This window comes from Acinetobacter sp. ANC_7634 (assembly GCF_056779875.1).
This window is the reverse complement of record NZ_JBWYIT010000001.1, coordinates 733,196-754,624: the sequence shown is the minus strand read 5'-3', so window position 1 is coordinate 754,624 and position 21,429 is coordinate 733,196. Positions and strand designations below refer to the sequence as shown.

Annotated in this window: 17 protein-coding genes; 13 read left to right on the top strand and 4 right to left on the bottom strand. The window is 36.7% G+C overall.

Annotation, left to right across the window (positions count from 1 at the left end):
- Positions 1-4 precede the first annotated feature (4 nt).
- The 12 genes from AC1M9A_RS03720 to AC1M9A_RS03665 all read left to right on the top strand — a co-directional run bounded on the left by AC1M9A_RS03720 (position 5) and on the right by AC1M9A_RS03665 (position 13,842).
- Positions 5-490 carry a DUF4145 domain-containing protein gene (locus AC1M9A_RS03720; RefSeq protein ID WP_481609658.1) on the top strand — a complete coding sequence of 162 codons (486 nt, stop codon included), beginning with the start codon at positions 5-7 and terminating at the stop codon, positions 488-490.
- 372 nt (positions 491-862) lie between these two features.
- Entirely contained in the window at positions 863-2,275 is a 1,413-nt protein-coding gene (locus AC1M9A_RS03715; RefSeq protein WP_481609657.1) for an amidase, read from the top strand.
- A 115-nt stretch (positions 2,276-2,390) separates the two neighbouring features.
- Positions 2,391-4,136 carry a SulP family inorganic anion transporter gene (locus AC1M9A_RS03710; RefSeq protein WP_481609656.1) on the top strand — a complete coding sequence of 582 codons (1,746 nt, stop codon included), beginning with the start codon at positions 2,391-2,393 and terminating at the stop codon, positions 4,134-4,136.
- Between the two features lie 162 nt (positions 4,137-4,298).
- Complete coding sequence (gene sstT, locus AC1M9A_RS03705; RefSeq protein WP_481609655.1) at positions 4,299-5,501, top strand: serine/threonine transporter SstT; 1,203 nt, start codon at positions 4,299-4,301, stop codon at positions 5,499-5,501.
- Between the two features lie 34 nt (positions 5,502-5,535).
- Entirely contained in the window at positions 5,536-6,213 is a 678-nt protein-coding gene (locus tag AC1M9A_RS03700; protein ID WP_092766442.1) for a YoaK family protein, read from the top strand.
- A gap of 12 nt (positions 6,214-6,225) precedes the next feature.
- The gene (locus tag AC1M9A_RS03695; protein ID WP_481595267.1) at positions 6,226-6,762 is read left to right on the top strand and encodes a DUF2058 domain-containing protein; all 537 of its coding nucleotides are present in this window, start codon (positions 6,226-6,228) and stop codon (positions 6,760-6,762) included.
- A 557-nt stretch (positions 6,763-7,319) separates the two neighbouring features.
- Entirely contained in the window at positions 7,320-8,561 is a 1,242-nt protein-coding gene (locus AC1M9A_RS03690) for a mechanosensitive ion channel family protein (RefSeq protein ID WP_481607331.1), read from the top strand.
- A 30-nt stretch (positions 8,562-8,591) separates the two neighbouring features.
- Positions 8,592-10,457 (top strand): ABC transporter ATP-binding protein, encoded by a 1,866-nt coding sequence (locus AC1M9A_RS03685; protein ID WP_481609654.1) that lies wholly within the window; start codon positions 8,592-8,594, stop codon positions 10,455-10,457.
- Positions 10,444-10,878, top strand: a complete 435-nt coding sequence (locus tag AC1M9A_RS03680; RefSeq protein WP_035267505.1) for a MaoC family dehydratase — start codon at positions 10,444-10,446, stop codon at positions 10,876-10,878. Before AC1M9A_RS03685 ends, AC1M9A_RS03680 begins: the two co-directional genes overlap by 14 nt.
- Before the next feature lie 116 nt (positions 10,879-10,994).
- Entirely contained in the window at positions 10,995-12,026 is a 1,032-nt protein-coding gene (locus tag AC1M9A_RS03675) for an AraC family transcriptional regulator (protein WP_179997980.1), read from the top strand.
- A gap of 68 nt (positions 12,027-12,094) precedes the next feature.
- A complete protein-coding gene (gene gcvH, locus AC1M9A_RS03670) occupies positions 12,095-12,469 on the top strand; it encodes a glycine cleavage system protein GcvH (protein WP_035267502.1) in 375 nt (124 codons plus the stop codon).
- Between the two features lie 197 nt (positions 12,470-12,666).
- The gene (locus AC1M9A_RS03665; protein WP_481609653.1) at positions 12,667-13,842 is read left to right on the top strand and encodes an MFS transporter; all 1,176 of its coding nucleotides are present in this window, start codon (positions 12,667-12,669) and stop codon (positions 13,840-13,842) included.
- A 54-nt stretch (positions 13,843-13,896) separates the two neighbouring features.
- Here the strand turns inward: AC1M9A_RS03665 and AC1M9A_RS03660 are convergent, their stop codons facing one another.
- The 4 genes from AC1M9A_RS03660 to AC1M9A_RS03645 all read right to left on the bottom strand — a co-directional run bounded on the left by AC1M9A_RS03660 (position 13,897) and on the right by AC1M9A_RS03645 (position 19,948).
- The gene (locus tag AC1M9A_RS03660; protein WP_179997983.1) at positions 13,897-15,060 is read right to left on the bottom strand and encodes a PilT/PilU family type 4a pilus ATPase; all 1,164 of its coding nucleotides are present in this window, start codon (positions 15,058-15,060) and stop codon (positions 13,897-13,899) included.
- Between the two features lie 160 nt (positions 15,061-15,220).
- On the bottom strand, positions 15,221-16,258 hold the full coding sequence (locus AC1M9A_RS03655) for a 3-deoxy-7-phosphoheptulonate synthase (protein ID WP_481609652.1): 1,038 nt from the start codon (positions 16,256-16,258) through the stop codon (positions 15,221-15,223).
- Between the two features lie 409 nt (positions 16,259-16,667).
- Positions 16,668-18,803 carry a sensor domain-containing protein gene (locus AC1M9A_RS03650; protein ID WP_180027846.1) on the bottom strand — a complete coding sequence of 712 codons (2,136 nt, stop codon included), beginning with the start codon at positions 18,801-18,803 and terminating at the stop codon, positions 16,668-16,670.
- Positions 18,804-19,186: 383 nt separating this feature from the next.
- Positions 19,187-19,948, bottom strand: coding sequence for an alpha/beta fold hydrolase (locus AC1M9A_RS03645; RefSeq protein ID WP_481587912.1), 762 nt, complete (start codon positions 19,946-19,948; stop codon positions 19,187-19,189).
- A 244-nt stretch (positions 19,949-20,192) separates the two neighbouring features.
- On the opposite strand from AC1M9A_RS03645, the gene AC1M9A_RS03640 reads away from it, so the two are divergent.
- The gene (locus tag AC1M9A_RS03640) at positions 20,193-21,398 is read left to right on the top strand and encodes an amino acid aminotransferase (RefSeq protein WP_481587911.1); all 1,206 of its coding nucleotides are present in this window, start codon (positions 20,193-20,195) and stop codon (positions 21,396-21,398) included.
- The last annotated feature ends 31 nt before the right edge of the window (positions 21,399-21,429 follow it).

The following is a 21,429-nucleotide window of genomic DNA, read 5'->3' as shown; positions in this document are numbered from 1 at the left end:
TGAAATGGAACAACAATACTGTTCGTTTTATCTTCCTAAAATATTTATCCCTACAATACATTTTTTCAATATTCCAGAAAAATGTCCTGATAGTGTTAATTCATTATTAATTGAAGCTTTTTCGTTAACACTTCAATCATCTGGTTCAGCAGCTAATAAAGTTAGAGCTGCTATAGAAAATCTTCTAACGGAATATGGTGTTCCTAGATATTCTAGAAAAAATGGGAAAAATAATAGGCTAACTTTAGATTCTAGAATTGCTAAAGCAAAGGATAAAAATACTGTTTTAGGCGAGCTTGAAAATGTTCTATATGCCATTAAATGGCTTGGTAATGCAGGAAGTCATGCTAATTCTGAAATATCACAAGATGATGTCTTTGACGCTTATGAGCTTATGAGCCATTTATTGAGTGATTTATATCACTCTAAAGCTGATATATATAAACTAGCCAAAGCCATTAGAAAGAAAAAAGGACCTATTAAAAAATAGTTAAAAAGAGTCCATGTTATCTAATGGTGGACTCTCGTCTTAAATTAAAGAATAAAAGGGCTGTTAATCCTCCTAATTTTACAGCTTCTTTGGGTTTTAGATTCTTCAAGTAATATTTGATCAGAGCATGTATTACATCTTCTTCTTTCATCAAAATTTTTTTCTCAATGACGAGTTTTATCTAAGATTCCTTGATACTGAATTCTTAGCCATCACAAATTATATAAACCAATGTTAAGGGTTGTTGTTCCAGATATTCTATTTAACATAATATACATTATGCGAAATTGTGGAGAATCAATCTCTGGTCAATCGACAAATCAATATTTCATGTGTATACATATGCTTAGTCAATTTTAAAGAAAATCGATTATGGATAATCAAAAAAGAATTCATGCTTTCACGGATGATATATTAGGTACAAGTGATGCGATTGAGCTCTTAAACAGAATTCAATCTAAAGACATCTCAATTGATGAAGTTTTAAGAGCTACGATTGAACGCGCAAAATTCGTAAATCCTCTGCTAAATGCAATTGAATTCGAAAACTTCGAACAAATACTTAAATCGCCTACTTTTAAACCAAATCAGATTTTTTCTGCACTCCCTACATTTATTAAGGATAATTTGGATCTTATTGGTTTTCCTACGCAACAAGGATCAACATCGTTCAAATCCAAGGAAAAGATCAAAAACTCTAAAATTACTCAACAAATGTTAGATACAGGCTTAATTGCTCTGGGTAAATCCAAAATGCCTGAATTTGGCTTAAATGCTTCAACAGAATTTAAGTCTGGGGATTACACACGCAATCCTTGGCATACTGATTATTCGTGTGGAGCTTCTTCAGGTGGAGCTGCGGCACTCGTTGCATCAGGCGTAGTACCAATTGCACATGCAAATGATGGTGGTGGTTCGATACGAATTCCTGCAGCAAATTGCGGTTTAGTCGGTTTAAAGCCGACACGTGGTCGTTGGCATCCAAATGAAGGTTCGCGGTATTTACCAATTGACCTTGTTTCAGATGGTGTTTTAACACGTTCTGTGCGTGATACCGCGTTTTTCTTTGCTGAAATGGAAAAACAATATAAGCCAAAAAAATTAACCGAAATTGGCTTAATCCAGCATCCATCCAGCAAACCTTTACGGATTGGTCTTGTTTATGATTCATTGCAAACCAATACTGATGCTGAGACGCGTCAAACTGTTGAGTCTACTGCTCAATTACTCAGGAATTTAGGTCATCATATTGAAGAATTTTCACTTCCTATTTCAGATTCGTTTGTAGATGATTTCAGCCACTATTGGGGTTTTTTATCATTTATGATTCAACAGTTTGGAAAACCGCTACTTGGCAAAGATTTTAACGTGAATGAGTTAGATCATCTAACAGTTGGGCTTGCAAACTTGTACAAGAAAAATTTCTATAAAACCCCTTTATTTTTATACCGTTTAAAGCAAATCCAGCGCATCTATCAACAAATCTTCCAACAATATGATGTCATCCTTTCGCCAGTTTTAGCGCATGTTTCGCCTCAAATTGGATATCTTTCACCTCAACTCGAATTTGATGTTTTATTTGAGCGTTTAAGGAATTATGTGGCATTCACACCTATTCAAAATATCGCTGGAGCGCCTGCGATATCATTACCAATGGGTATGACCAAATTAGATTCAAGACCGATAGGTATTCAGCTTTCTGCTGATTTGGGACAAGAACGTTTACTGATAGATCTCGCTTATCAGCTTGAACAGATACAACCTTTTAAAAAAATATACGATTAAATTCATACACTAAGGATCATTAATCAAATTCTTGATGATCCTTATCAACAATACTCAGTGCTTGTTTATCACTTTTTATGCATAATATATACATAAATGTGATTTAGAGATTTGTATGGATTTAACGAAGCATTCTGTGGAACGAATCATCCCAGCTTGGAAATGGTTAAAAAAATACAATACTCAAGATTTTAAATCTGATCTCCTTGCATCTGTGATCGTACTTGCAATGCTTGTACCACAAGGCATGGCATATGCCATGATTGCAGGCTTACCTCCAATTATGGGGTTATATGCCGGTATTATCCCTATGATTGCTTATGCATTGATTGGAGGGAGTACTACCCTTTCAATTGGTCCAGTTGCATTAATCTCCATGATGACTTTTGCCACGCTACAGCCATTATATGAAGTGGGTTCACCAGTCTATATCCAAGCTGCCTATTTGCTAGCAGTAATGGTTGGCATAATTTCATTTTTATTGGGACTGTTTAGATTTGGTTTTTTGATTCGTCTCATAAGCCATCCTGTGATTAAGAGTTTTATCATTGCTTCTGCCGTCTTAATTGCGTTAGGTCAAATAAAATTTATTCTTAATATTCCATTGCAATCCAGCAATTTAATCGAATTTTTTGCAAGTTTGGCTCAATACATTTCTTTATATGATTTGGCCAGCTTATCTTTGGGTTTAGCTTCAATTTTAGCGCTCATTTATTTACCTCAATTACTTAAAATTTCAGCATTTTCAAATCATCAAAAATTAATGCAATTTGTACAAAAAGCATTACCGTTATGCTTAGTGCTATTTTCAATCTTACTGGTTCAATCCTTTAATTTAACTGCCTATGGAATTAAGACAGTAGGTGAAATTCCAAGTGGATTACCCCCTATTCAAATGCCGTACTGGACATGGGACATGGTGAAAATACTGCTTCCTGGTGCAGCAATGATCGCTATGGTGAGTTTCGTTGAATCTATTTCGATCGCGCAAGCTACGGCTTTTCAATCACGTAGCAATTTGAACAGTAATCAAGAGCTTGTTGCACTCGGTGTTGCAAATTTTGGCGCTGGAATCAGTGGCGCATTTCCTGTCACTGGTAGCTTATCACGTACAGTGGTCAATGCTGATGCTGGTGCTAAAACACCTATGGCTGGCGTTTTATCCTCCCTACTTATTATTGTGGTCAGTCTATATTTTACAAGCCTATTTGAATATTTACCTTTAGGAGTATTGGCTGCAACAATCATTGTGTCGATATGGAAACTTGTTGAAATTAAACCTTTTATAACGGCTTGGAAATATTCTAAAGCAGATGGTTTAGCAATGGCACTCACATTTTTAGGAGTGCTGTGTGTAGATATTACGACAGGCTTAATGGTGGGTATTATTTCAACATTCGTGTTGCTGTTATGGAGAATTAGCCGTCCACATATTGCAGTGATTGGTCTCGTTGAAGGCACGCAGCATTTTAGAAATATTTCAAGGCACCAAGTCATTACCAGTAAAAGGCTCGTTTCGGTGAGAATTGATGAAAATTTGAGTTTTCTCAATGCAAACACCCTGAAGGAATTTATTATTTCAGAGGTTAGCCAACATGATGAGCTTCAACATGTTGTCATTAACTGTTCCAGTATTAGTAATATTGACTATTCAGCTTTAGAGACTCTTGAAGAAATTAATTCTGAGTTATCTAAACTCAATATTCAACTACACTTAAGCGAAGTTAAAGGTCCTGTTATGGATCGCTTAAATTCAACCAATTGGATACAACATCTGACAGGTAAAATATACCTCACTCATTTCCAAGCAGTATATGAATTAGACCCGCATTTCAGCGAAAATAAATCATCTTTTGCATAAGAATTTGATATTCTTAAGTAAGAATTATCAAAAAAAATCCAGTGATTTGATTCACTTAATTTTTATTATGAATAAGTTTTATATTTAAAATCATTTTTAAGTATAGAATACCCCACTTATTTATCCGATTTTAAGCCAGACTCGGCATTATTAGGTTCAGTTATGTTCACTGCTCTAGCACGTTTGAGTTTAGTCACCAAAATCATTATCGCCATTATTCTTGGCGTTTTGGTGGCTATATTTTTTCCTCAAGTTGCACCACAATTAAGCTTGCTGGGTGATTTATTTATTAAAGCCCTTAAATCTGTTGCACCAATTCTTGTTTTTGTTTTGGTCCTTTCTTCGATTGCAAACTTTAAAGTTGGTGATAGCAGCAGTGCGAAAATCAAACCCATTATGATGATGTATGCCGTAGGTATGTTTTTATCTGCGTTAACTGCTGTCATTGTGAGTAATTTATTTCCAAGCACTCTTTTCTTAGATGTCGCTGCGCAAGCTGATTTACAACCACCTGGCAGCTTGACTGAAATTCTTAAAAATTTATTACTCAGTTTTGTTGCGAATCCTATCGTTGCATTAAGTGAAGCAAACTTTATTGGGATTTTGGGTTGGGCTGTTGCATTGGGTATAGCATTTCGTCATGCCACAGACACCACAAAACAGTGTCTGACGGATGCTGCGAATGCCGTGAATCACGTGATTCGTCTTGTCATCAGTTTTGCACCTTTGGGTATTTTTGGACTTGTTGCAGTGACTTTTGCAGATGCAGGTCTTAAAACCTTAGCAAGTTATGCACAATTATTGTCTGTTCTATTAGGGACTATGTTCTTTGTTGCACTTGTAATTAACCCAATTATGGTGGCATTTGTTACGCGTTCAAATCCTTATCCATTGGTTATTCAATGTCTACGTGAAAGTGGGATCACCGCATTTTTCACCCGTAGTTCAGCAGCAAATATTCCGGTGAACTTGGATCTTGCCAAGCGTTTGGGCGTGAATGAATCGACAGCGAGTGTAGCAATCCCGTTGGGTGCTGCAATTAATATGGCGGGCGCATCAGTAACGATTACCGTATTAACATTAGCAGCGGTGAATACACTTGGTATTTCCGTTGATTTTACCACTATGCTTGTTCTTTCTGTTGTGGCTACTGTTTCTGCCTGCGGTGCTTCAGGTGTAGCGGGTGGTTCACTGTTATTGATTCCTGTCGCTTGTGGCTTATTCAATATTTCACCAGATGTGGCTATGCAAGTTGTAGCCATCGGTATGGTGATCAGTGTTCTACAAGATTCAACTGAAACAGCCCTCAACTCATCTACAGATGTATTGTTTACTGCTGCGGTTGATCGCGCTCCTTCAAAATAATATATTCATGGCATAAACATTTAGAATGAAAGATATGCCATTTCAATTCCTTCCAAACTGGGTACAATTTGGGGCTTTCATGCTTGCAGTAAATGCAGGCATGATCAACGTTTTGGGTCTCATTTCTTTATTACATCAGTCAGTTTCACACATGACAGGCAATGCAAGTTTGCTTGCCATCGGTCTTATTGACCATGATTTCAAAGCTGTAATTTTTCTTATTCTTATTATCCTGAGTTATGTTTTAGGCTCTAGTTTTAGCGGTCTGATATTGGGGAATAGTCAATTTAAACTCGGGCGCAGATATGGTCTACCATTGAGTTTAGTGACTCTTTTTATTCTGCTCTGTTGGGTATTTATTCCCTATTATCCTCGTTATGCACTGCTATGGGCATGTTGTGCGATGGGTGTACAAAATGCCATGGTAAGTCATTATAAAGGTGCGATTATACGCACGACTCACCTTTCTGGTGTCTTAACCGATCTTGGTTTAGCATTTGGATATTTTGTAAGAGGTCTTACAACGGAATCCAGAAAAGTTATTTTGCATTTAGTGATTTTATTTGGTTTTATTATTGGCAGTACTGTTGCGGCATTCAGCTATCCTTATTTACAATTAGAAGCGTTTTTAATTCCTGCAGGTTTAAGTTTTTTACTGACCCTGATCTATTGGATTTTATATTTCCGTCATTGTTATTTTCAAAAATCGTAGTTGGTATTACTCATGGTAAAAAATGCCTTGCAAGCACAATTGCTCAAAGCTGGTTTAGTCGATCAAAAAAAGGCTAAAAAACTTTCTAAACAAGCTGTGCATGAGCAACGCACGGGTCAAAGCAACGAAGCTGAGATTAAAGCTAAAATTGAACAAGATTTAAAGCAAAAACTAGAAAAAGATCAGAATCTTAATCTTGAAATCAAACGCCAGCAAGATGAAAAAGCATTACGTGCAGCAGTAGTGCAAATGATTGGTCAACATAAAATCAAAGATATTGATGGTGAAATCAGCTACCAGTTCGTTGATGAAAATAAAATCAAGAAAATTTATATTAATCAACAAGTTTACAATGCACTCGTGGCAGGCACATTAGTCATCGCTAAAGATCAAGCCGGTTATGCAGTTCTACCAAGAGCGCTATCTGAGCGGATTAATGAAAAAGTCGAAGGATTTATTATTGTGAATAATGCTGAGAAAAATGAAGCTATTACAGATGAGGAAGATCCATATGCAGCTTATGTTATTCCAGATGATTTAATGTGGTAAATTACTCTAAAGCCTAATTTATTAGGCTTTTTTTACGCTTAATGTGTGATTCAGATTGCGGTGTAGCAGGTATAAATTCACGATTAAGATGCTTTAAGTCATATTGCTGCTTCCAACCATCACGAGATGAGTCTATCAATTTTCTGCGCTCGCCTTCTATTCTCTAATTCGATTTTTTTTCAATTGATGGTATTTGGGGGAGCTCAAAAAAATAATGGATTGATTTTCTCACATTATTTTTTCAATTTATAAATGCTGAAAATGCACAAGCTCAATAATGCTTCTTTCAGGAACTTTCGCGAAGGTTAAGAATACAGTGAGATTGAGAATGAAAAAAAATCTGGTTTCAAGATAAGCTTTATAATTTAAAAATGTAATGACGATAATCTAGGAAATTTTATAGTGTGCCTTACTTCACTTTAATTTTATTTAAAATAGAAGTTCATAAAATGTTTCAAGTAATTTATTTAATCTATTCTGTTTGATAAACGTTAACTCTAATAAATTTAATAACTTAAACCATTAAGCTAATGCCAATTCATTTAGAGGTGATCAAGTTGGACAGATTAAATTTTGTAACTCAAATCCAAGAATGGTCAGATCAATTTCCTTGGTTAGAGATGTTGACCTCTCTGAGCATTCTTATTCTCATTGCATTTATCGCAAATTTTATTGCTAAACAAGTGGTCGTCCGTGGTATTCGCAAAATTATTAGTAAACTACGTTTTAGTTATAGTGATGTCTTAGCGGAACATAGCGTTATTCGAAGAATTGCAAACATTGTCCCAGCATTGGTGATTATGAATGGAATAGTGACGGTTCCGCACCTGTCTGAAAAAGTCATTACATTGATTCAGATGTTTGCACAAGCCTTCATTTTCTTAACCATAGCCTTGGCAATTAGTCAGCTTCTCACCATTTTTAATATTATTTATCAACGTAATCCTAAATCACACAATAAGCCAATTAAGGGTTATTTACAGTTAGTTAAACTGATTATTTTTGTTGTTTGTGCACTGATGGTCATAGGAACATTTCTTAAAAAAGATGTTTTCACGCTATTGGCAGGTTTCGGGGCAATGGCAGCAGTGCTGATGCTGGTTTTCCAAAATACAATTCTATCTTTAGTGGCTTCAGTTCAAATCTCTTCATATGACATGGTTCGGATTGGCGATTGGATTGAAATGCCAACCTTAAATGCGGATGGCGATGTCATTGATATGTCATTACATACGGTGACCGTACAAAACTTTGACAAGACCTATACCACTATTCCGACCAATCGTTTGGTGACAGATACTTTTAAGAACTGGCGAGGTATGCAAGAACAAGGTGTTCGCCGGATTAAACGTGCACTTTATATCGATCAAAATAGTGTTCACTTCTTATCTGCAATGGAATACAGCAAGCTCAAAGAATTTCTGATTCTAGAAAAATACCTAGATGAGAAACAAACCGAGTTAAAAAACTTTAATCAGCAATATGCAAATAATGGGGTCAATAACCAACGTCGTTTAACCAATTTGGGAACATTCCGCGCATATATTGAATACTATTTAAAAAATCATCCAGGTATTGCACAAAATCAGTCCTTAATCGTCCGTCAATTACAACCGACAGGTCAAGGTTTGCCTATAGAAATTTATGCTTTTACAAATACGACAGCATGGGTGGCTTATGAGGCGATCCAATCCGATATTTTCGATCATCTTTTGGCGATTCTTCCTGAGTTTGGATTAAAAATATTCCAGATTCCTTCTGGGAATGATTTCAAGATCCCTCAAGACACAGTAAACTGAGTTTTGATTAGATGAATTAAGATTGATCGTATGCTGCAGTGGTTTGAAAAACTCGTTGATCCATATCCATCCAAAGATTTAAATCAGCCCTTGCCGAAGAAATTTTTTCCATTTGTTTGGCAAGCAGCATCAGGAGTTAAGCGTTATCTCTTGGTGCTGGTGTTATTTACTGCAGCAACAGCTTCATTTGAAGCAATTTTCTTTTCCCAAATTGGTCATTTAGTTGATTGGTTGTCCGCATCGACGCCTGAAAATTTTCTCGAAAATAACCAAACAAATCTAATGATTTTATCTGGTTTTCTACTGGCTAATATTTTCTTTGCAAGTTTGCAATCAATCATAAGGCATCAGATATTATTCAGCAGCTTTCCAATGCGCTTGCGTTGGCGTTTTCACAATTTATTACTTCTTCAAGGCTTGGACTTTTTTCACAATGATTTTGCAGGTCGATTGTCAGCTAAAGTCATGCAAACTTCACTTGCTGTTCGTGAATTTTGGGTAATTTTGGGGGATATCGTTACTTATGTGGTGATTTATTTTATTACCATCAGTGTGGTTTTAGGAAACGTCTCCCCTCTACTCCTTATTCCCTTGATGGCATGGTTGATTTTATTCATTGGCGCGGCATCCTTCTTTATCCCGCGACTTGGAAAAATTTCAAAAAAGCAGGCTGATGCACGCGCGGTGATGACTGGTCGTGTGACTGATGCTTATACAAATATACAAACAGTAAAATTGTTTGCACATGCTGGTCGTGAAAGCCAATATGCCAAAGAGTCTATGCAACTTTTTATGAAGACGGTGTATACCCAGATGCGTCTGGGAACTGCTTATGAAATTAGCATTAATCTACTGACCGCAATTTTATTCTTTGGCGTTTTAGGTACAGCAGTTTGGCTTTGGTTTATTGGTGAAGCAAACATCGGTGTGATCGCCGCAACGACAGCCATGATTTTAAAGCTGAATAGTATGGCTTCTTTTATGATGTGGCAAACTTCAGCCTTATTTGAAAATATTGGTACCATCCAAGATGGGATGACCACGCTAGCAAAACCAATAGCAATTCAAGACAAAGAAGCTGCACTGCCACTCGAGGTACACTCTGGTGCAATTAAATTTGATAATGTGAGCTTTGCATATAATCAAAAAAATGTTATTAATCACTTGAATTTAGAAATTAAACCGGGTGAAAAAATTGGAATTGTCGGTCGGTCTGGTGCTGGAAAATCGACACTGATCCAACTACTACTTCATTTTTATCAAACCCAACAAGGTAAAATTTATATCGATGGCCAAGCAATTGATGAAGTCACCCAAGATAGTTTAAGAAAAAACATTGCTCTCGTGACGCAGGATACTTCTTTGCTGCATCGAAGTGTTGCTGAGAATATTAAATATGGTCGACCTGAAGCGACTGATGAAGAAATGTATGAAGCTGTCCGTAAAGCTCGAGCAGAAGAGTTTATCCCTCAGCTTACAGATCTACGTGGTCAGACAGGATATGACGCTTATGTGGGTGAGCGTGGTGTAAAATTATCTGGTGGGCAAAGACAGCGTATAGCAATCGCACGGGTATTCCTAAAAGATGCTCCAATTTTGATTTTGGATGAAGCAACCAGCGCACTCGATTCAGAGGTTGAGGCGGCGATTCAGGCAAGCCTTGATGACTTGATGGAAGGTAAAACGGTAATTGCAATTGCACACCGACTTTCAACCATTGCTCAAATGGATCGATTAATTGTTTTGGATCAAGGAAACATCGTAGAACAAGGATCTCACGATGAGCTAATCCAACAGAATGGAATTTATGCCCAACTTTGGCAACGCCAAACGGGTGGATTTTTAGTTGAACAAAAAGTGAAAGACAAGGAATTAGACGAAGATGCTTTATCTTGATGATTTAAAAGTGGGTGATCAGTTTAAAAGTCGTGAATATGAGTTAACACTCGAAGAAATTAAAGAATTTGCACAAAAATATGACCCTCAAGTCTTTCATACTGATGAAGAGGCTGCTAAAGATCATCCTATTTTTCAAGGTATCGCAGCCAGTGGTTGGCAAACTTCAGCCATTACCATGCGTCTCTGGACTGAATGTTTTCCAATTGCCAAGGGGCTTATCGGTTCAGAGTCAAGCTTAAGATGGCCAAAACCAGCTCGTGCAGGTGATCGTTTGCATGTGGAAGTTGAAATTGTTGCTATCAATCCTTCTAAAACAAAGCTAGATCGTGGGATTGTGAGCTATGTCACACAAACAAAAAATCAGCATGGTGATGTTTTGTTGATTTCAACCACAAAAATTGTCGTTTTTAAGGCTTAAACATCGGTTTCACACTAGATTTGTCCGACAAAATTGGTATTTTCTATCTGGAATTTATGTCAGTATTATTTTCACCAAAAATTATGAAAAAAATTGTGTAAAGCAATGGATCGCACATGAAAACAGTTTCAGTTCGCCCAGATTTAGGCATTCCAGGTGTTTATGGACTCTTACTTTTAGATGTTGTTTCTCGTTGGGGTTATAGTGCTGAGTCGCTATTCGCTCCCTTTGGATTCACCAACGAGCAACTTGCCGATCCTGAATTTAGAATTCCACTCCATGTTGCGAATGAGATGATTATTCTCGCGCGCAAAATGACAGGTGAAAGTTCTCTTGGTTATCATCTTGGTAACCAAATGCGGATTTCTATCCATGGTTTTATTGGCTATGCCATTATGACCTCGAATGAGATTACTGATGCACTTATTTTAGCCAATCGCTTTATACAACTGCGTATGCCTTTTCTGCAATTTCATTTCTCGACATTTACAGAACAAGTTTCTTTGCAGTTACAATGTGATATTGATCTTGAACCGCTGAGAACTGAAATTGTCATGGCTTTGACTTTTGGTGTCATTACCATGGCGAAAGCGCTGACAGGCATTAATGATTTGTATGGCGAAATTAATTTTGACTTCCCGAAACCTGAAGGCTTTGACAAATACATCAGTCGTCTACATCCCAAAACGATTATTCATTTTGACCAGACTCATTTTCTTGCCAGTTTCGATAAAAGTTATTTAGGCTTGAAGATGGTTAACGCAGATCCGATTGCCAGTCAAATTGCAATTAATCAGTGCGAAGCAGAACTATCAGAGCTGGGCGAACGCCGTCGAATTTCAATGCGTGTTCGCGATATTTTGACACATTCTGAACAACACTATTTAAGTATTGAAAATGTGGCAGATCGCCTGCATATGTCTGATCGTACACTGAAACGTCAGTTGGCTGCAGAAGGAACTTCTTTTTCAACCTTAGTGGATGAAGTTCGATATCGTCATGCAACCTCCCTACTGTCACGTACTGACTATTCACTCGAACAAATCGCAGATGAACTCGGTTATTCAGATGTTGCGAATTTCAGTCGTGCATTTAAACGTTGGAGTGGTCGAAGTCCAAGCAGTTGGCGTAAAGATCCATATTTATAGAACTTTCGTTTTTAAATAAAACACTGTATAACACAAGAAAATTTTTCAAATCGAATTGAGGAGTCGTGATGAATCATCCTTCAGAGCTTAAATATGCTCGCACACACGAATGGGTACGTATTGAAGGTGATCTCGTTGTTACTGGGATCTCAGATCACGCACAAGATGCATTGGGTGATCTTGTCTATGTAGAAGCACCTGAAGTAGGTCGTGAATTGACTGCTGGTGAACAAGCGGGTGTAGTTGAGTCTGTGAAAACAGCTTCTGATATTCATGCTCCTGTAAGTGGTGTAGTTGTAGAAATTAATGAAAATCTAGAAGATGATCCAGATTTTGTAAATGATGATCCCTATGGCAAAGGCTGGATCTACAAAATCAAACCATCTAATTTGGCAGATGTAGAACAACTTCTCTCAAATACAGATTATGAATCAGGTTTGTAATATTTATGACCAGTCTACGGACTGGTTTTTTATTTATACATTTTCGGATGAATGGCTCACTTTTTTGCTGTAATTTTCATGTAATTTGATTATAATTAATTCAACTTCTCTCCCTACTTCATTGCTGACCAAAACCAAAAATAATTTTATTTGGCACAGATTGAAGCTTTTAATGGTTCAATATTTCAAGGTTGTCTATGTCTTCTATACATGCTGAGCATCTATGGAATAAATCTTTTATTCTGTGTCTAATTAATAACTTATTTATTTTCATCTTCTATTTTGCTCAGACAACGATATTGCCAATTTATATTCTTAATGATTTAAATGGTAATATTACCCAAGCTGGGCTTGCACTGACTTTGTTTCTAGCTTCATCGATCGCAATACGACCGTTTACCGGTCTCATTATCGAGAAGATTGGGCTTAAAAAAGCGCTTTATATCTCTGAGTCATTTTTTGTACTGCTCTCTTTCGCTTATATCTTTGCTGATAATCTAACCCTATTACTGGTCATTCGATTACTACAAGGAATTTGGTTCAGTATTTTGACCACTGCCATGATACCAATCGTCAATGACTTCATTCCAAATCAGCGTAAAGGTGAAGGCATGGGCTATTTTGTCATGTCAGTCAATCTTGCCATTGTACTAGGACCCATGTTGGGCTTGATTCTCATTCAACCATGGGGATATATTCCAGTGGCTACACTTTTAGCTGCAATTGTTTTTATTGGTTATTTGTTCTGCTTTTTGATTCCGATCCAGACACAATTTCAAACTGTTAAGCGCAAAACTAAAATTAGTGTTCATGATTTTGTTGAGATTAAAGCTTTACCTGTTGCGATGATGGCGATGCTCATTTCATTTTCTTATGCAAGTATCATGTCCTTTATCTCGACATATGCTGAATCAAAAAATTTATTGACCTATGCGAGCTTATTCTTTGCTGTTTTTGCAATTTCCATGATGCTTCTAAGACCCTTCACAGGAAAGTTATATGACTCTAAGGGTCCTGCCTACGTTGTCTATCCAGCGATTGTGAGCTTTAGCATTGGGCTATTCATTCTAAGCCAAATTCATTCTGCTGCCGGATTATTGATATCTGCTGTCTTTATTGGCATAGGCTTTGGGTCTGCTCAGCCATGTCTCCAAACGCAAGCCATTCAAGCTGTTGCACGTGAACGAGTTGGACATGCGAGTTCAACTTTTTACACCTTTTACGATATTGGCATCGCATTAGGTTCTTTTATTCTAGGTATTGTGATCACACACTATCAGTATTCGATTGCATATATATTATGCGCGATATTGACGCTTTTGAGCTTGCTATTTTACCGCTTCGTTGTTCAAACTAAAGTTAAAACGGTCTAGATAGCTAAAAATTTGTCCAAAAAAAAGCCTTCAGATGAAGGCTTTTTTATTTAATTAGCTCTCTGCATCTTCATCAAACATACTGAAGGTTTGTGAAGAGGTTTCAGCATTCTCTCGGACGCGTGTACTTTTTAGCTTAATCTGTAGACGTAATTCATTTTTAGAGTCAGCATTACGAATGGCTTCATCATAACTGATCGCACCTTCGTTATATAAATCAAATAGTGCTTGGTCAAATGTTTGCATACCAAGTTCTCGCGACTTGGTCATAATTTCTTTCAACTCATGAAAGTTACCTTTCAAAATCAAATCAGAAACTAAAGGTGTATTTAGCATGACTTCTACAGCAGCTCTACGTCCGACACCATCTTCAGTTCGAACTAAACGTTGAGAAATAATGGCTTTCATATTTGATGAAAGATCCATAAGCAACTGATTGCGCCGTTCTTCAGGGAAAAAGTTGATAATTCGATCTAAGGTTTGATTGGCATTATTCGAATGCAACGTGCCTAAGCACAGATGACCAGTCTCTGCAAAAGCGATCGCATGCTCCATGGTCTCCGTATCACGGATTTCGCCAATTAAAATTACATCTGGTGCCTGACGAAGTGTGTTTTTAAGCGCATTATGCCATGAGTGACAGTCCACTCCGACTTCTCGGTGAGTGACCATTGATTTTTTATGTTTATGCACGTATTCAACTGGATCTTCTACAGTAATGATGTGCCCTGCTGAGTTCTCATTACGGTAATCAATCATGGCAGCAAGTGAAGTAGATTTACCCGATCCAGTGCCACCAACCACTAGAATTAAACCTCGCTTTTCCATCACCACATCTTTCAATGTTTCTGGTAATTTCAACTTTTCAAAGTTTGGAATTTCAGAGGTAATGGTACGAATGACCATCCCTACATTAAGTTGCTGTTGAAAAACATTCACGCGAAAGCGCGATACATCTGGGACATTAATGGCAAAATTACATTCTAATTCACTCTCGAATTCTGCTCTTTGTTTTTCATTCATTAAGCTATAAGCGAATAGTTTTGTTTTTTCTGCAGTCAAAGCTTGAGAACTTAAAGGCTTCATTGAACCTTGATGTTTCATACTTGGAGGAAAATCAGCTGAAATAAATAAATCTGATCCCTCATGGTCAAAAACGCTTTTAAGCAATCTGAACATGAATTGCCGAGCTTCGCTAAGTAATTCATTACTGAACATTAATTTCCCCAAGTTATAAATATTAAATACTTAAAATACTAATAGAAATATAAGGTTATTTCAGCTGTTTCATCAAATATTTAATGCTTTGAACAAACATTCAAATCTTAAAGGCAAAAAAAAGAACCCATATTTCATGGGTTCTTTTTTACGAATTATATTAGGAGAGTTGTTGAGCAACATCCAAAATCAATTGCTCTGTACTTAACCAACCCAAGCATCCATCAGTCACTGATTGACCATAAGTCATGTGATCAGAAATTTTCTGATTGCCATCGACTAAAAAGCTTTCTAGCATGACGCCACGGACTTGTGTTTGAGGTCGTTCATTCACAATTTGCTTTAATACAGCAGGTTGATTCAATGGATTCTTTGCGCTGTTTCCATGGCTACAATCAATAATCAAAGCTGGTAGTACATGGTTATTGTTTTCTTGAATCTTTTTAATTTCAGATAATTGGTAATTTGTACCCTGATTCGATCCACGTAAGATCAAATGTGCATGCGGATTACCCTTTGAAGATAAAATGCTTGGACCACCATCTTGACTTAAACCAAGAAATTGATGCGGTTGTGAAGCGGACTGAATCGCATCCAATGCAATTTGGATTGATCCATCTGTACCGTTTTTGAACCCAATGCTATAAGGCATATGGCTAGATATTTCACGGTGAATTTGCGACTCGCTTGTTCTCGCCCCAATCGCGCCCCATGAAATCAAATCATCAAAATATCCTGTTGCCATTGGGCTTAAGATTTCTGTGGCCAACGGCAAACCCATTTCAGCAATTTGAATGAAGAGTGATCTAGACTGTTCAAGTCCTTTTTGAATATCTGCTGAACCATTTAAATCTGGATCATACAAGAAGCCTTTCCATCCTACAGTGGTGCGAGGTTTTTCAATATAAGTACGCATCACGATGAAAATCTGATCTTTGACTTGTTCTTGCAGTTGTTTTAATTTTTGTGCGTATTCGAGGGTTGCTTTAGGATCATGAATCGAACATGGACCAGTAATGACCAATAAACGTGGATCATGACCCGCTAAAATGTCTTGTATTGTTTGGCGATGTTGACGAATTTGAAGTGAAACTATCGGACTAACTGGTAAAGCTGATTTTAGTTCTAATGGTAAGCTTAATTTTTTTTCTAAAGTATGTTGAGCTGTGGTTATAAGCTGAGAATTAATTGCATTCATCTTGAATTCCTTTGGGCAGCAATTGCCCTATCTTTTATTTGAGCGTGAGGTGTCTATTGGCTGGGTTTTGTTCTTGACTAAAATAGAACCAATAACCGTTGCTAAAATAAAAAGTATTCAATGTTTTCATGAGATGCTCCTATATTTGTTGAGATGAAAAAAAACCTGATTGGTGTTGCCAATCAGGTATAAACTTGATGGGCAACATTTTTGTTGCCCGAACGCGTCTAGGCAACTAGATGTTAAATTGCCAAAAATAATAATAAGCGTTAGTAATCAAGTGTGTCGTTTTCATCAAATTATCTAAAATATAACCCTTAAAAGTAAAATACGCATAAATAGACTGATTGACAAGCAATTTATATAAAAAATATTGTTATATCAATCATAACTCAAATATATCAATGGTTTATTGCTTATCTGTAGGAAGCCAATCTTTTATAGCACATACTTGTTTGAGCATCAGTTGCTCAGCCTCAGACTTACAAATCGCTTGGCTAAATAAAAAGCCTTGACCATATGCACAGCCAACATCCTGAAGACTTAAGAGCTGTTGGCATGTTTCGACACCTTCTGCGATCACATCCAATGACAGAATAGGTCCGAGCTTAGCAATGCCCTCTACAATTGAATTGATTGACTTCTCCTCATTCATTCGATTCACAAAAGCATAATCAATCTTGAGACAGTCGACAGGATAATCTCTTAAATGCGTCATTGAAGAATGACCGGTTCCGAAATCATCCAATGAGATTCGAAGACCATAATTTTTGAGCTTTTGTAGTGCTCGAATCACAAATTCTATTCCACGCTCAGCCAGAATATGTTCTGTAATCTCAACCTCGATTAAATGAGCAGGAATTTGATGTCGTTCTAAACGTTGAATTAACAATTCTGCATAATTGTCACGCATGAATTCAACTGGAGAGGCATTAATTGAGATCGGTACAAGTTGAACGCCCTTAGACATCCAATCTGCCATGTCACTGAAAATCTTTTGATGCATGATTTCACTGATTTTACTGGCCAGCTCATAATCGTTAAACGCTTCTGAGATTGAAGCTGGATAATGAAGTTGCTGCTGTGTATCATGCCAACGCATCAAAGCCTCAAATCCGATTAGCTGACAGTTATCTAAGCGAACCTTAGGTTGATAATACGGTTCGATTAAATTGTCCTGTATGATATAGCGAGCAGTATCAAGTTGTTGCATCTTCTTTTCAGCAAGTGCAAACATTTCGTCATCATACATACGATACCCACCACGACCTTTTTCTTTAAGATCATTTAGAGCGGTATCCGCACATTTCATCAATCCGAATACATCTTGAGCATCTTTAGGATAAATGGCACATCCAATACTCATCCCACTATTAATCACTTTTCCTGCATAAGTAATGGGGGCAATATTTTGTTTAAGCACTTTCTGTGTAGTTTGATGTAATTCTTCTTCTGAGGTCATCCCTGAGACAATAATTGCAAATTCATCTCCACCTAAACGTGAAACAATACACTTGCGATCCAAACTCTTTTGCAGACGTTTAGATAAGACTTTAAGTAGATGATCTCCAGCAGGATGACCTAAAGTATCGTTAATGTTTTTAAAATGATCGAGATCAATAAACATCATACCAATAAGTGTTTTTTCACGATTTGCTTGTGAAATCGCCGCTTTTAATTTATTTTTGAAGGCACGACGATTCATCAGACCAGTCAGATCATCATATTCACTGCTGATTTTTAGTTTAGCTTCGGCAACACGTTGACGGGTAATATCACGTGATACACAGAGAATACTGGTCGTATTTCCTTGTTCATCATGCACAGGTGTTAAAATATTATCCCAATACATCACAGTATCGCCGTGTGTGCTCATCCCCGCAAAACGGGCATTCTTCCCTCGAGCTGCTGTTTTAATCGCTTTTGCCCCCTGTTCACGTACTTCAGGTGGTAACAGCGTTAACCAATCCATTCCAAATTTCTTAACACGCTCTTGACCCAGTAATGCCATGCATCCAGATTTGTTCATGTGTTCAAGCTTGCCATCTGGTGTGATAATTTTTATACAGTCTACGCTGACATCGAGCATATCTGTATTCGCACGCAAGGCCTCAGCAGTTTCACGCATTTTGATTGTACGATCATGGATATTTGTGCAACTTATCATCCAATTTTGCTGGTTGGATTGAATCACCTTAGGTTCAGCAAGCATTAAGAACCAAAGATATTCACCTGATTTATTTTTTATACGACACTCTTTTTCAAATTTCTGACCGTTTTTTTGAGCATCATTCCAAATCTGATAAAGATGTTCAGCATCATCAGGATGAACAAATTTAAGCCAGTCTACGTCACGTAAGATTTGCGTATCCGCACCGATATATTGTTTAAGTGCGAGATTACAATACCCTGAGTTGGTGTGACTGACCCAAATCAAATTGGGCAGTAAATCGAGTGCAAATTTAAAGTCATCTGACAGTGTTAGATGCAAAGGCACAGCTTTGGACTGTAAATGATCAGCTCTATTCAGATCCAGAATGCTCATAGTTCACCTATTCGAAAATAACAACCCATCAAAATGACGAATACAAAAATCAGCGTAAAAATTTAGAATTTAATTAATCAGTATTTAAATTTAGTTAATAATGATTATTAATCATCATTAATTTTAAAATACGTGATAATAATAACACTTAAATGGACTAAATTAATACAAATACCATTTCTGCATGATACATAATTTTTATCACTTGTGAATATTAAATAGACAAAATGCATAAAAAATAATGAAATACGACACAATAATGAATTTATTTGATAATTCGACATCTTAGAATTAAATAATTCCGATTTTAATTAAAAAAATACCTACTTATATTAAGTAGGTGTTGAATAATATAAAAATAATCTAAACTTATTATTAATTTATTATAAAAAATCTTTAATGTTTTTGATCACCTCACTTGGTTTTTCTGCATGTAACCAATGTCCAGTGCCATCAATCGTCACAAATTTAGCTTTAGGATATTGGAACCGAATAAGATCGTTATCACGCTCGAGATTAATATAATCGGATAATTCTCCTTTTAAAAACAAAGTTTCATTCGATTGTGGATTAAGACGTTCCCATGACAAAATCTGAAAATATTGTTGTTTAAGTGCATCTAAGTTGAATAGCCAATGTCCATTGCGGAAAGATTTGAGCAGAAATTGAATAACGCCAATTTCATTAATATATTTCTGCATCAACTCGGTTGCCTCCTTTCTTGAAACAACTTGAGCTTTTTGAACTTCTTCTAAAGCTTTGAAAATTTGATCATGATGAGATTTTTGATAAGCGACGGGTGCCATATCAAGTACAATCAACTTAACTACTCGATGTGGTACAAGGTTTGCTAAGTGCATGGCAACTTTCCCCCCCATCGAATGACCAATGATGTGAAATTGTTGCACATTCATATCATCTAAAGTTTCTACAACATCTTGCGCCATGAGTTGATAACTCATTTGATTAGAATGAGGTGATAAACCGTGATTACGCAAATCAATTTGGATGACATCATGCGTTTCCTGAAATGCTCTCGCGAGCATGCCGAGGTTCGATAAACTACCAAAAAGACCATGAATCAGAACAAGAGCAGGTTGACGTTGATTCGCATTTGATTTGGTGATCTCAGCATTTAGTCGCATATATATACTCAAATAGCTTTAAAAATGTGATTCAAATTCTAACAGTAGAGTTTGTATTTTGGTGTTAGTTTAATTTTTATTTATATAATTCAGTAAATTAAAGACAATCAAAAAAATTCGGTTATAAGTAAAAGTATTGAGTTTTATAAAAATTAGTCCTGTAATTCGATCTTGTGATCGTGCGGAAATTATATATATTATCCGATTAAACTTTTTACTTTGAACATTTTAGGAAATTTAGACCATGTTTCATCATGTAGATGCTTATGCAGGTGACCCTATTCTTTCACTTATGGAAGAATATAGTAAAGATGAGCGTACTCAAAAAGTGAATTTGAGTATTGGTCTATATTATAACGAAGACAGTATTGTACCTCAGTTAAATGCGGTCAAAGCTGCGTACAAAAATATTGAACCGAGCAACGATAAAGTTAAACTTTATTTACCAATGGATGGTTTGAAATCTTATAACGAAGCGACTCAAGCATTAGTTTTAGGTCCTGATAGTCAAGCGCGTAAAGATGGTCGTGCTGTCACGATTCAAACACTTGGTGGCTCAGGTGCACTTAAAGTTGGTGCTGATTTTTTGAAAAAATATTTCCCTGAGTCAGATATCTGGGTAAGTCAGCCAACTTGGGATAACCATATCGCAATTTTTAATGGCGCTGGTATCCAATCTCATTTCTATCCTTATTTTGATGCTGATACAAATGGCGTTAACGTTCCAGCAATGCTTGAGGAATTAAAAACACTAAAAGCAAAAAGTATTGTTTTGCTTCATCCTTGCTGCCATAACCCAACTGGTGCAGATTTAACGCCAGCAGAATGGGATCAAGTGATCGAAGTACTTAAGACGAATGATCTTATTCCATTCCTTGACATCGCTTACCAAGGTTTCGGTAAAGGTCTTGAAGAAGATGCATACCTTATTCGTGCTTTAGATAAATCAGGTATGAATTTCATTGTGAGTAATTCATTCTCAAAAATCTTCTCACTGTATGGTGAGCGTGTCGGCGGCTTAACATTTGTCTGTGATGATAAAGCTACTGCTCAAAAAGTGCTTGGACAATTAAAAGCAACTGTACGCCGTATTTATTCTAGTCCAGCGAGCACAGGTGCATTGTTGGTTGAAAACGTGTTAAACAACGCAGATCTAACTGCTCAATGGCAAGCTGAATTACAAGAAATGCGTGAACGTATTATTAAAATGCGTGAATTGTTAAATGCTAAATTGAGTGCGGCTCTGCCTGAACGTGACTTTAGCTATCTAGTAAAACAACAAGGTATGTTCAGTTATACAGGTTTGACTGGCGAACAAGTGGATATTTTGAAAGATAAATATGGTATTTATTTAGTCCGTAGTGGCCGTATGTGCGCAGCAGGATTAAACTTGAATAATATTGATTATGTGGCTGAATCAATTGCAGAAGTTTTGAAAGCTACCGCTTAAAAACAAAAAACGGGCATATCGCCCGTTTTTT